The organism is Citrobacter sp. Ca225, from assembly GCF_030337175.1.
GTDB lineage: Bacteria > Pseudomonadota > Gammaproteobacteria > Enterobacterales > Enterobacteriaceae > Citrobacter_A > Citrobacter_A amalonaticus.
Genome location: NZ_JAOWCD010000051.1, coordinates 1 through 12,230, shown reverse-complemented (window position 1 = coordinate 12,230; position 12,230 = coordinate 1). Strand labels below are relative to the sequence as shown.

General features: G+C 52.0%; 11 protein-coding genes and 1 pseudogene. 6 read left to right on the top strand and 6 right to left on the bottom strand.

Translation table 11 applies throughout. The annotated features are described in order from the left end of the window. Nucleotides 1–124: 124 nt before the first annotated feature. Nucleotides 125–2,170 (bottom strand): peptidyl-dipeptidase Dcp, encoded by a 2,046-nt coding sequence (gene dcp / locus OGW13_RS03830; protein WP_287115721.1) that lies wholly within the window; start codon nucleotides 2,168–2,170, stop codon nucleotides 125–127. Between the two features lie 138 nt (nucleotides 2,171–2,308). On the opposite strand from dcp, the gene ydfG reads away from it, so the two are divergent. The 3 genes from ydfG (at nucleotide 2,309) to ydfZ (ending at nucleotide 4,214) form a co-directional block, all read left to right on the top strand. Further along, complete coding sequence (gene ydfG, locus OGW13_RS03825) at nucleotides 2,309–3,055, top strand: bifunctional NADP-dependent 3-hydroxy acid dehydrogenase/3-hydroxypropionate dehydrogenase YdfG (RefSeq protein WP_043000738.1); 747 nt, start codon at nucleotides 2,309–2,311, stop codon at nucleotides 3,053–3,055. A gap of 86 nt (nucleotides 3,056–3,141) precedes the next feature. Continuing rightward, complete coding sequence (locus tag OGW13_RS03820) at nucleotides 3,142–3,828, top strand: GntR family transcriptional regulator (RefSeq protein ID WP_043000739.1); 687 nt, start codon at nucleotides 3,142–3,144, stop codon at nucleotides 3,826–3,828. A gap of 182 nt (nucleotides 3,829–4,010) precedes the next feature. Continuing rightward, on the top strand, nucleotides 4,011–4,214 hold the full coding sequence (gene ydfZ / locus OGW13_RS03815) for a putative selenium delivery protein YdfZ (protein ID WP_042319125.1): 204 nt from the start codon (nucleotides 4,011–4,013) through the stop codon (nucleotides 4,212–4,214). Nucleotides 4,215–4,263: 49 nt separating this feature from the next. Here ydfZ and OGW13_RS03810 read toward each other — a convergent pair whose 3' ends face one another. From OGW13_RS03810 to OGW13_RS03795, 4 genes are all read right to left on the bottom strand, one after another. Further along, on the bottom strand, nucleotides 4,264–5,730 hold the full coding sequence (locus OGW13_RS03810) for a mannitol dehydrogenase family protein (protein ID WP_287115717.1): 1,467 nt from the start codon (nucleotides 5,728–5,730) through the stop codon (nucleotides 4,264–4,266). 213 nt (nucleotides 5,731–5,943) lie between these two features. Next, nucleotides 5,944–7,281 (bottom strand): MFS transporter, encoded by a 1,338-nt coding sequence (locus tag OGW13_RS03805; protein ID WP_287115716.1) that lies wholly within the window; start codon nucleotides 7,279–7,281, stop codon nucleotides 5,944–5,946. A 58-nt stretch (nucleotides 7,282–7,339) separates the two neighbouring features. Continuing rightward, nucleotides 7,340–8,554, bottom strand: coding sequence for a starvation-sensing protein RspA (rspA, locus tag OGW13_RS03800; RefSeq protein ID WP_043000742.1), 1,215 nt, complete (start codon nucleotides 8,552–8,554; stop codon nucleotides 7,340–7,342). Nucleotides 8,555–8,823: 269 nt separating this feature from the next. Beyond that, complete coding sequence (locus OGW13_RS03795) at nucleotides 8,824–9,150, bottom strand: YnfA family protein (RefSeq protein ID WP_044268057.1); 327 nt, start codon at nucleotides 9,148–9,150, stop codon at nucleotides 8,824–8,826. A 152-nt stretch (nucleotides 9,151–9,302) separates the two neighbouring features. On the opposite strand from OGW13_RS03795, the gene OGW13_RS03790 reads away from it, so the two are divergent. Both OGW13_RS03790 and speG read left to right on the top strand, forming a co-directional pair. Continuing rightward, the gene (locus tag OGW13_RS03790; RefSeq protein ID WP_044326672.1) at nucleotides 9,303–9,644 is read left to right on the top strand and encodes a DUF1283 family protein; all 342 of its coding nucleotides are present in this window, start codon (nucleotides 9,303–9,305) and stop codon (nucleotides 9,642–9,644) included. A gap of 33 nt (nucleotides 9,645–9,677) precedes the next feature. After that, complete coding sequence (gene speG, locus OGW13_RS03785; RefSeq protein ID WP_043000745.1) at nucleotides 9,678–10,238, top strand: spermidine N1-acetyltransferase; 561 nt, start codon at nucleotides 9,678–9,680, stop codon at nucleotides 10,236–10,238. A 16-nt stretch (nucleotides 10,239–10,254) separates the two neighbouring features. Here speG and OGW13_RS03780 read toward each other — a convergent pair whose 3' ends face one another. Next, on the bottom strand, nucleotides 10,255–10,965 hold the full coding sequence (locus tag OGW13_RS03780) for a YnfC family lipoprotein (protein ID WP_043000746.1): 711 nt from the start codon (nucleotides 10,963–10,965) through the stop codon (nucleotides 10,255–10,257). Nucleotides 10,966–11,550: 585 nt separating this feature from the next. Here OGW13_RS03780 and OGW13_RS03775 point away from each other — a divergent pair. Continuing rightward, nucleotides 11,551–12,230: pseudogene (locus OGW13_RS03775) on the top strand (autotransporter outer membrane beta-barrel domain-containing protein); the annotation flags it as partial.

Below are 12,230 nucleotides of genomic sequence, written 5' to 3'. Positions count from 1 at the left end.
GAGCAGAAAGTCGCCTGAAGGATATCAGCGCAGAAAGGCAGGAAAACAGGCATGTACAATACGGACTCCGGAAAAAGGAGCCCGCATTGTACATCAAGTTGCTAATAATGAAGTGTCGATTGTGTTATCCCGCCAGGCCACGATGTTTGAGCATGTGCTCGATCTGTGGCTCACTACCCCGCCATGCCGGGTAAAGGCGTTCTAAATCTTCACTGTTGCCCCGTGATAAAATCGCGTCACGGAACCGCTGGCCGTTCTCACGCGTCAGTCCGCCCTGCTCCACAAACCACTGATAGCCGTCATCCGCCAGCATTTGCGTCCACAGATAGGCATAGTAGCCTGCCGCGTAACCGCCCCCAAAGATATGGGCAAAATAGCTGCTGCGATAGCGCGGCGGCACCGCCGGAAAATCGAGTTGCTCCGCCGCCAGCCGTTGTTTTTCAAATGTTTCAACGTCCTGAGGGGGTTCGTCAACAGACAGACGGTGCCAGCCCATATCCAGCAGCGCGGCGCTAAGCAGTTCGCTCATGTCATACCCCTTATTGAACAGGCTGGCCTTACGCATTTTGTCCTGTAACGCCTCTGGCATTTTTTCGCCGGTGACCGCATGGCGGGCATAGCGGTCAAACACCGTCGGATGGCTCGCCCAGTGTTCATTGATTTGCGATGGAAACTCGACGAAATCACGCGGCGTATTGGTTCCCGACAGCGACGCATAGCGCTGTGACGCAAACAGTCCGTGCAGGGTATGGCCGAACTCATGGAACAACGTGATGACATCATCCCAGAGTAACAGCGCGGGCTGTCCTGAGGCGGGCTTCTGATAATTACAGACGTTGTAAATAACCGGCTGGGTTTCGTTGAGCGTCGACTGCTCGACGAAATTGCCCATCCAGGCACCGCCGCTTTTCGAATCCCGGGCAAAGAAATCGCCGTAAAAAAGCGCCAGCCCAACACCGTTATGATCGAAGATTTCCCAGACGCGCACATCCGGATGGTAGACCGGAATATCAAAGCGCTCGATGAATTTGATGCCAAACAGCTGGTTGGCGGTCCAGAACACCCCTTCGTGCAGAACGGTATTCAGTTCGAAATACGGTTTGAGCTGTGATTCATCTAACGCGTATTTCGCACGCCGCACCTGCCCGGCATAAAAAGACCAGTCCCAGGCCTGCGCGGTAAACCCACCCTGTTCATCGTCAATTACCTGTTGGATATCGGTCAGTTCACTCAGCGCCCGTTGGCGCGCAGCAGGGACAATCGCGCGCATAAAGGCCAGCGCGGCCTCCGGCGTTTTTGCCATCTGATCGGCGATTTTCCACGATGCATAATCGGCAAACCCCAGCAGTTGCGCCTGGCGGGCGCGCAGGGCTACCAGCCGCTGAATCAGCGCACGCGTGTCATTATCATCGCCTTTTTCGGCACGACGCCACCCGGCGTTAAACAGATTCTCCCGGGTCTGGCGATCGCGCAGTGCACTTAATGCCGGCTGTTGCGTGGTATTCAGCAGTGGTATCAGCCATCCCTCGGCGAGCCCTTTTTCGCTCGCCGCCTGTCGCGCGCTGGCGATCTCTTCCGCGCTGAGCCCCTCCAGTTGATGGGCGTAATCGACTACCAGTCCGCCAGATTTATTCGCCGCCAGCAGGCGCTGGTTAAACTGGCTGGTGAGCGTCGCGGCTTCGGTATTGAGCGCCCGGAGTTGCGCTTTATCGGCATCGCTCAGTTGGGCCCCGGCGAGAACAAAACGCTGGTGTGTCACCTCGATCAGACGCACGGATTCATCGTCGAGCCCCAGCGCATCACGTTGTTGCCAGACGCAATCAACGCGGGAAAACAACGCGCGGTTCAACCAGATATCATTCGCCAGTTCCGCGAGCTCGGCAGAAAACGCCTCATCGAGACGCTGAAGTTCATCATGCGTATGTGCCGCGGTCATGGCGAAGAAGACGCTGGTGACGCGGGTTAACAGCTCACCACTTTTCTCCAGGGCGAGAACCGTATTGGCAAAATCCGGGGCCGCGCTATTAGCAATTATGGCGGCGATGTCCGCGCGCTTTTGCTTGATCCCTTCGTCAAAGGCGGGACGATAGTGTTCCGTTTTAATCAAATCAAAACGGGGCGCCTGATACGGTAACAGGCTGTGGCTAAAGAACGGATTCGTTAACGACATCTTTCACTCCTGAAAACGATTTGTTCAATAGAGTAGGCTTCAGGGTAAAAGACCGCAATCCTGTAAAACCAGGGTTACCCGTGAGAGCGGATCACATGCTATGGTAGTCAAACGTAAAAAGCGTTGAGGAACAGTGAGATGATCGTTTTAGTAACCGGAGCAACCGCAGGTTTTGGTGAATGCATTACACGTCGTTTTGTTGAGAACGGGCATAAAGTCATTGCCACTGGCCGTCGCCAGGAACGCCTGCAAGAGTTAAAAGAGTCGCTGGGTGATAACGTGCTGATCGCGCAACTGGATGTGCGTAACCGCGCAGCCATTGAAGAGATGCTGGCATCGTTACCTGCCGAGTGGCGTGACATCGACCTGCTGGTCAACAACGCCGGGCTGGCGCTGGGTCTGGAGCCTGCGCATAAAGCCAGCGTGGAAGACTGGGAAACCATGATCGATACCAACAACAAAGGGCTGATTTACATGACCCGCGCCGTCCTGCCGGGCATGGTCGAGCGTAACCGTGGGCATATCATCAACATCGGCTCTACCGCAGGCAGTTGGCCTTATGCTGGCGGCAACGTGTATGGCGCGACCAAGGCGTTTGTACGTCAGTTCAGTTTGAACCTGCGTACCGACCTGCACGGCACGGCCGTTCGCGTCACGGATATCGAGCCGGGTCTGGTGGGCGGCACCGAGTTTTCTAACGTGCGCTTTAAAGGCGATGACAATAAAGCGGGAAAAACCTATGAGAACACTACGGCGCTGACGCCGGAAGATGTGACCGAAGCGGTCTGGTGGGTCGCCACCCTGCCTGCCCATGTGAACATCAATACGGTAGAAATGATGCCAGTGACGCAATCTTTTGCCGGACTGAGCGTTCATCGCGGTTAATTTGCCTCCCGGCCCGCGGGCCGGGTATAGCTCGCGACAAAAAAGTGGTAGAATTTGTGGGTTAATTTTCTAAAAAGTAAGAGCGAATGACCGTCGAAACGCAACTCAATCCTACACAGCCCGTAAATCAGCAGATTTATCGCATTCTTCGCCGTGACATCGTGCACTGCCTCATTGCGCCAGGCACGCCGCTGTCCGAAAAAGAGGTGTCTGTTCGCTTCGATGTGTCTCGCCAACCGGTGCGCGAAGCGTTTATTAAGCTCGCGGAAAACGGCTTGATTCAGATCCGTCCGCAGCGCGGCAGCTACGTCAACAAGATCTCCCTCTCGCAGGTGCGAAACGGCTGTTTTGTCCGTCAGGCTATCGAATGCGCGGTGGCGCGGCGGGCCGCAGCCCAAATCACCGACAGTCAGTGCTATCAGCTTGAACAGAATCTTAATCAGCAGCGGATTGCGATTGAGCGCAAACAGCTGAATGATTTCTTCGAGCTGGATGACAATTTTCACCAGAAGCTAGCAACCATTGCGGACTGCCAACTGGCCTGGGACACCATCGAAAATATCAAAGCCACCATCGACCGTGTGCGTTATATGAGTCTTGATCACGTCTCTCCACCAGAAATGTTGCTTCGCCAGCATCTCGATATTTTTTCAGCCCTGGAAAAACATGACGCCGATGCTGTCGAGAAAGCCATGACTCAACATCTGCAAGAAATCGGCGAGTCGGTCCTGCTGATCCGCCAGGAAAACAGCGACTGGTTCAGCGAAGAGTAATTCCCCTGCCTCATCTCTCGTGAGATGAGGTCTCTCCGTCCCCCTGCATGTCTACATCAAAAAAGATGTGAGATTGATCAAAAACAAAAAAAATCCTGACTGATAAGCGTATTTATATAGCGCCCGTTACGTGGGACCTGAGCCCACGGGCTTTGACGGTAAGTTAGAAAGGAGAAAATACCATGATGACATACGATCGTAACCGTAACGCAATCACCACAGGCAGCCGTGTGATGATCAGTGGCACCGGCCATACCGGTCGCATTAAAGCGATTGAGACCGAAGGCCTGGATGCGGCGCAAATTCGTCGTGAAAAAACAGTCGAAGTGGAAGGCTGTGAAGGCAAATTTGCCCCGGTAGAACTGATTCGTCTCGGCATGAACTAATGGTGTGAGTGCCGGATAATGCCTTGATTATCCGGCAGTCCTGAGGCATTTACTTCACGTTTGCTGCATACTTTGCCACGGTGGCTTTCGCCCCTTCCGCCAGCAGCGTCTGATACGCGTCTTTCACGGCCTGCGTGAATAACGCGACCTGCGGCAGTTCGTTACCAAAGATTGCCTCAATAGCCAGCAGCGCTTCAACACGGCTTGCGCCTTCCGCACTGTTTTGTACCGCCTGTTGGATCACTGGCAGAAGCGGATCGTTGACTTCAATGGCATTTCCCTGCTCATCCACGCCGCCGACATAGCGCATCCAGCCCGCCACGCCCAGCGCCAGCAAATCAAAACGACTGTTATGTGCCAGATGCCAGCGTACTGAATCGAGCATCCGCTGAGGTAATTTCTGGCTACCGTCCATCGCAATCTGCCAGGTACGGTGACGCAGCGCCGGGTTGCTGTAGCGTTCAATAAGCAGGTCTGCATAGCGGGTGAGATCCACCCCCTGCACTTTCAGCGTGGGCGCCTGCTCGTTGAGCATCAGTGCGCGGGCAGCCACCCGATAATTTTCATCACCCATGCAGTCGTTGATATGCTGATACCCGGCGAGATAGCCCAGATACGCGAGGAATGAGTGGCTGCCGTTGAGCATCCGCAGTTTCATCTCTTCAAACGGGATCACGTCAGAGACCAGTTCTGCCCCGGCTTTTTCCCACTGCGGACGGCCGGCAACAAAGTTATCTTCAATCACCCACTGACGGAATGGCTCGCAGGCCACACCGGCCGGATCGCGCACGCCGGTCAGGTGTTCAATTTTATCCAGCGTGTCAGCGGTGACGGCCGGAACAATGCGGTCAACCATCGTCGACGGGAACGTGACGTGTTGTTCGATCCATGCGGCCAGTTCGGCGTCCACGGCACGCGCGTAAGCGGTGACCACGTTACGCATCACGTGACCGTTTTCCGGCATGTTGTCGCAGGACATCACGGTGAAGGCGGCTAAGCCCGCCGCTTTACGGCGCGCCAGCGCTTCAACCACCACACCCGGCGCAGATTTCGGCTGATGTGGGTTTTGCAGATCGGCTGCGATCATCGGGTGATCCAGCATCAGTTGTCCTGTCGCCGGGGAATGGCAATACCCTTTCTCAGTAATCGTCAGTGAAACAATCGCAACCTGTGGTTCACACATCGCCGCCAGCACGCTCTCCAGCCCGTCAACCTGAGCATGCAGCGCCTTTTTCACCACCCCCACGACTCTCGCGGTCCAGGCATCGGCAGACATTTCCGCCACGGTATAGAGATTATCCTGATGTTTGAGATCGGCGATCTGCTGTTCCCCGCCGATCAGGTTCACTTCGCAATATCCCCAGTCGCTGTTGTGCTCCGCCGCCAGGATATCGGTATAGACGCCCTGGTGCGCACGGTGGAAAGCACCAAAACCAAGATGAACAATACGCGGGAACAGTCGGTTGCGATCGTAGTCAGGAAGCGTCGCTTTTGCCGTTAAGAGCTTGTTTTGCATTGTATGACCTACTTTGAATGAAATCAGGACGGTTCCAGAGTAACGCCTGTATGGTTGTATGTTTTGATTTGAATTAATATTTTGCCAATTGGTATAACATCATTTGAAAGTTATGTGACAGGATGCGATTCCTGATGCTGAGCCTGACGCCCAGGGCAGGTTCCCTGGGCTGAGTAATGGCTGCATCCCTGCAGCCATTAGGTGACAATCCTCTTAATCGTGCTTGCGCCACTCCTGGTATTCACGCTTGAGTCGCTGTGGCGCCGTTTCAGGCATCATGAGCAAGCCGATAACAGAAATGATGCCGAGAACAATCACATAGCTTGCTAACCCGTAGTAATGCCCACCGGTCATCTGCAAAATCTTCACTGCCACCAGCCCCAGCACCCCGCTGCCAATCAGTGAACCCAATTGCCAGATTAAAGCGATGCCGCTGCAGCGAATATGCGTCGGGAACAGCTCCGGGAAGAACGATGCCTGCGGTGCGTAGCACATGCTATGGCCAAAGCTAATGACGATAATCATCACCAGCTGCGTCAGCCAGAAATTGTCCTGATTAATGGCCAGGAAGAACGGAATAATCATTATGACCTGAATCAGCGCGCCCATGATATACACCGGCTTACGACCAATTTTGTCGCACAGCGCCCCCATCATGGGTATGGCAAGCACTTCGATCACCACAGCGATAATCATGGTTTCCATTAAGATATTGGCATCCAGATTATTGGCTTTGCCGTACGCCAGGACGATTACCGTGAACATGGCAAACGTACAGGCTTCAATCAGTTTTGCGCAGACGCCTTTTACCACGATGCCAGGAAAATCGCGGATGACTTCAATGAGTGGACGGGACTCTTCTGCTTTCGTCTCACGAATCTGCGCAAAGACAGGAGACTCATCGATTCTCAGGCGAATAAACAGGCCAACGATCACCAGCAGCAGACTAAGCAGGAACGGAATACGCCAGCCGTAATCCATCATTGCTTCAGGAGATAAGGTGGCATTGAGCTGTGCAAACAGTGCCATCGGTAACAAAAAGCCGACCGGCGCACCAATTTGTACCCAACTGGCAAAGAATCCGCGCCGTTTAGGTTCGGCATATTCTGCCGTCATCAAGACCGCCCCGGCCTGTTCACCCCCGACACCAAACCCCTGGAGTACGCGAATGAAGATCAACAGAACGGGTGCCCAGACACCGATTTTTTCGTACGTTGGCAATAAGCCAATGCAGAATGTCCCGAGCCCGACAATCAGTATCGTGATAACCAGCGCTTTTTTACGCCCCACTTTATCGCCGATATGTCCAAAGACAATTCCGCCCAAAGGCCTTGCCAGGAAGCCCACCGCATAAGTGGCAAATGCGGCCAGCGTACTGATTAACGGATCGTCACTGGGGAAAAACAGGTGACCAAAGAACAGCACTGCCGCAGTGCCATAGGCAAAAAAGTCATAGTATTCAGCAGCTGTACCAATCGCTGAAGCAGAAGCGACGCGACGAACTACGGGTTTGCTATCAACATCATTTTTAATATCAACGGAACTAACCATAAATAATTACCTTCGTTGGTTCAGAGGTGAACAACATCCGTGTCGTATAAATGTTAACTTACCAGTTCCACAAGGTGCCATCTTCAAGCCGGGCAACCGGCAGATAGGCGGGGTCATAGGGATATTTCGCCGCCAGTTTTTCATCGAACTCGATACCCAGTCCCGGCTTCTCGCCCGGATGCATATAGCCGTTGTCAAAGGTCCAGTTGTGCGGGAAGACTTCCAGCATCTGTTCGGAATAGCCCATGTATTCCTGCACGCCAAAGTTCGGTACCCACAGGTCAAAATGCAGCGCAGCGGCCATACAAACCGGAGAAAGATCGGACGGGCCGTGTGAACCGGTACGCACCTGGTAGAGCGAAGCGAAGTCGGCGATGCGACGCATGCCGGTGATCCCGCCCGCATGGGTGATCGTGGTGCGGATATAATCGATGAGCTGTTCTTCAATAAGCTGCTTGCAGTCCCAGATGCTGTTGAAGACTTCACCGACGGCAATCGGGGTCACCGTGTGCTGACGGATCAATCGGAAGCACTCCTGGTTCTCGGCAGGCGTCGGATCTTCCATCCAGAAAAGGCGATAATCTTCAATGCTTTTACCAAAGCGCGCCGCTTCTATGGGTGTCAGGCGGTGGTGCATGTCGTGAAGGAGATGCTCGTTAAAGCCGAACGTATTGCGCACCGCCTCGAACAGTTTCGGCGTGAAATCAAGATACTTTTCCGTCGACCACAGTTGCTCTTCCGGCCACTGTCCTTTCGTGGCGGGTTCATAGGCCTGCCCTTTTCCCTTTGCCATGCCGTAGGTGGTTTTCATACCTGGCACGCCGCACTGAACGCGAATGGCTTTGAAGCCCATCTCTTTATGGCGTGCATAGTCTTCCAGCACATCATCCACGGTGTGACCGGTGGTGTGGCAGTAAACCATCACCCCTTCGCGTGATGCGCCGCCAAGCAGTTGATACAGCGGCATGTTGGCGGCTTTCGCTTTGATATCCCACAGCGCCATGTCGACGGCGGAGATAGCAGACATGGTCACCGGGCCACGACGCCAGTACGCGCCTTTATAAAAGAACTGCCAGATATCTTCGATGCGGTGCGCATCCCGACCGATCAACTGTGGGCAAAGATGATCTTTCAGGTAAGACGCGACGGATAACTCACGTCCATTCAGCGTGGCGTCTCCAAGACCGGTGATACCGTCCTCGGTCGTAATCTTCAGTGTGACAAAGTTACGTCCCGGACAGGTGACAAAAACCTCAGCCCCTACAATCTTCATTTTTTCTTCCTGGTTCTGTGTGGTGATGGTGAGAATCTACGCAATACATATACTACCATACAAGTATGAACGGTTTGTTTTTCAATCTTGATCACAAAAAATCACGAGCTATAAAAAGGAGGCTTTTCAGGGAAAACGTCTGGCGGATGCCTGAACAGAGAAACAGCAGACATCTTAATCCATTGAATTTAAATAAGAATAAAGAGAGATTTACGAGAAATGACACATGTCATACGCCAAGAGCATGACACATCTTGCGCAGAGAACGCTTAGCCGCGCCCCCATCCCGCTACAATAATCAGCATTCCGCACAGTGCGATGAGCGCCCCGCTCCAGTCATACAGACTGAGTTTGACGCCATCGACCACGCGCAGCCAGATCAGTGCGGTACAGACATAAACGCCACCGTATGCGGCATACACCCGACCGCTGGCGGCAGGATGCAGCGTCAGCATCCAGACGAAAAGCGCCAGCGCAACGCCTGCGGGTAACAACAACCAGACGGTGGCCCCCCGCTTCAGCCAGAGCCAGGGCAGAAAGCAGCCGATAATTTCGCAAAGCGCAGTGGCAAAAAAAAGCAGCGTGGTTTTAAGCATCTGAATCGTTCATTGACCTGGGGTTCAGGCATGATACGCCATAATCCTCCGATCTTATCCATAACCTTGCGGCGGGTATGCCCTGCGCAAGGAATGGTGTAGAATTTGCCTGCAAATGATGCTTTTTGCGTCGCTCATAAAAGGAACTTGCCATGAACATTACGCTTCGCAAACGCCTGTGCCTGACGGCAATGCTGCTGCTGGGTGCTGTCGTCTACACCGCGACCGCGCAGGCTGAGACCAGCCGACTGGTGATTGAATCAGGCGATAGCGCCCTGAGCCGTCAACAGGCGGCCATGCAAAAAGAACAGTGGGATGACACGCGCAGTCTGCGTCAGAAAGTGAACAAACGCGCGGAAAAAGAGTGGGATAAAGCGGATGCCGCCTTTGATAACCGCGACAGCTGCGAACAGAGCGCCAACCTGAATGCGTACTGGGAACCGAACACCCTGCGCTGTCTGGATCGTCGCACCGGTCGCGTGATTGCCCCTTGATATAACGCGTTAAAAAGACATTAAGGATTAAGTATGACAAGCGCCCTCAGTGTTAAGCTGCGCCCGCTGGAGCGTGAAGATTTACGTTTTGTCCATCAACTCGACAACAACGCCAGCGTGATGCGCTACTGGTTTGAAGAGCCTTACGAAGCGTTCGTCGAGTTGTCCGATCTCTACGATAAGCACATTCACGATCAAAGCGAACGTCGTTTCGTCGTGGAATGTGATGGCGAAAAAGCGGGCCTGGTCGAACTGGTTGAAATTAACCATGTCCACCGTCGGGCTGAATTTCAGATCATTATTTCCCCGGAATATCAGGGAAAAGGTCTCGCCTCACGGGCCGCTAAACTGGCGATGGACTACGGATTTACCGTACTTAACCTCTATAAGCTGTACCTCATCGTTGATAAAGAGAACGAAAAGGCGATCCACATCTATCGTAAGCTGGGCTTTATGGTCGAAGGCGAGCTGATTCATGAATTCTTTATCAACGGGGAATATCGCAATACGATCCGGATGTGTATCTTCCAGCATCAGTACCTGGCAGAGCATCGCTCGCCGGGATCGACGATGCTAAAACCTACCGCGCAGTAACCGCTGCGCGGTCCTCTCAATAGTAATCGATGGTATTTTTGATCGTGTAGTTATGCTCGACCGCGGGTTTGACGCTTTCATCGACGATCACCAGCGTACAGTCGGTGGGATTGGCATGACGGTCATAGTCGCAGGTCTGTTTAACGTTCCCCAAAGGGTGATCGTTAAGCAGACTCACCGCCGTGTAATCCAGCTTCTTGCGCGGATCGGTCGAGGGTTTCGCGCTGACGGATAATGTCTGGTCCTTGCTGATCGTGGTCTTGCCGAGCGGATACCCTTCCGCATCATAGCGGTACTGGACTTTCATCTCTTTTCCCGTTGCCGCAACCACAAAACCATTATCATCGGTATCCCAGACGACACCCGCTGACGGCAGTTCCGCCAACTGACATTTCCCCTGCAAACGCACCTTTTTCTCCAGCGTTTCGGCATCGCGATAATAGTTCGCGTCCAGCACCAGCGCTACAGCGGTATTGTTTTCGAGATCGTGTAACTCAAGCGAGTCAAAACAACCTTCTTCAGACAACGTACCGTTGACGCGCTTCGTCACTTCTCCCTTCTCATTAAGCAACGTCTGGCTGAAATCTTTTACCGGCCCGCGTAAGGGATCAAAGTCAAATTCATTAGAAAAGCTGGCCATTTCCGGCGTAAAGGAGAGCGGCGTTGCGCTGTTGTCACATCCCACCAGCGCAACACCAAGCGACAAAAGAAATATCTGTTTTTTCACAGGTTCCCCAAGAGAAAAAGATGATCTTCAGTCATAGTAGCAAAGACTGTCGTTTACTGTATACCTGCGCGAAAGTGGCATAAACAAGGGTAAATCGTGAGCAGAATTCACGGTTTCCTCTCACGTTAATTGATCAAGATCAAACTAATGTGTATCTGTTTTTTACAGTATTCCTAAAAAATACGCCTCGTGGCATTTAAGTAATGATTACCCGTCAAATGACTAGCCGATGAGTCATTCCTTTGACAATGAAAATGACTCATCCTGCCTATCCATTATCTCATTGTATAAGGATAATTATTTGTACAATTCCTATTATTTTAAATAGCCTTAATAAGATATATTACTTGCAAAAAAAACATATAAGATCTTATATAAGAAAATAAACATTATATTAAATAGATAAAACCTATTAAAGGTTCCAATAATTCAAAGATAAAACCATTTCGTTATTTTCAATGATGCAAATAAAATATGCCTTAGATAAACAATATTTATTTACACATATTATATCGCGTTCAACATAAAAGCATTAAGAGATTGTTTTAAAGACGAAATGTTATTTTCAACACCAGGCACTCTCTTATGGAAGAGACAATTATGAAAATTAAATACTTGCACCACCCAAAATCAATGCTCGCAATCGCTGTGGCACTGGCTGTACAAACTGCCGCCGCAGCGAATGTGGATAATATCAATCTGTTAGCTGTTACCCCTCCGACCGGAGGCAACAGTATTGTCCTTGTTAATAATAATGACACACTCACCCTTTCTAACACAGAAAATACTGAGAGTTACTGGAATAACTTCAGTACATTACGTGTTGGAGACGCTAGCGCCGGATCAATGATCATTGACGGGCGGGATATTCTGACAACAACAGGGGCGGAAATTGGCCGTGCGGCGACAGGCTCCGTGACATTAACCAATGGCGCAACCTGGGAACTGAATAATTCGTTAATTCAAATTGGTCTGGAGGGCGGTACCGGCATACTGAATGTACATAACGGTAGCAAAATCACCGGTATTGCTGGATTACGCGTCGGCGAATTTTACGAAACGGGAGAGGGTCTACTTTCCATCGACGGTGCTAATTCATCCGTTGCGACCAACCATATTATCGTTGGAGATCAGAATCACGGTAAATTATTGATTACCAATGGAGGTAAACTCTCAACGACGGAGCACATGAACATTGGCTACGTCGGCAATACGAGTAACACCAGTCGTAATGGCTACGGTGTCGCCCTCGTGGACGGTGAAAA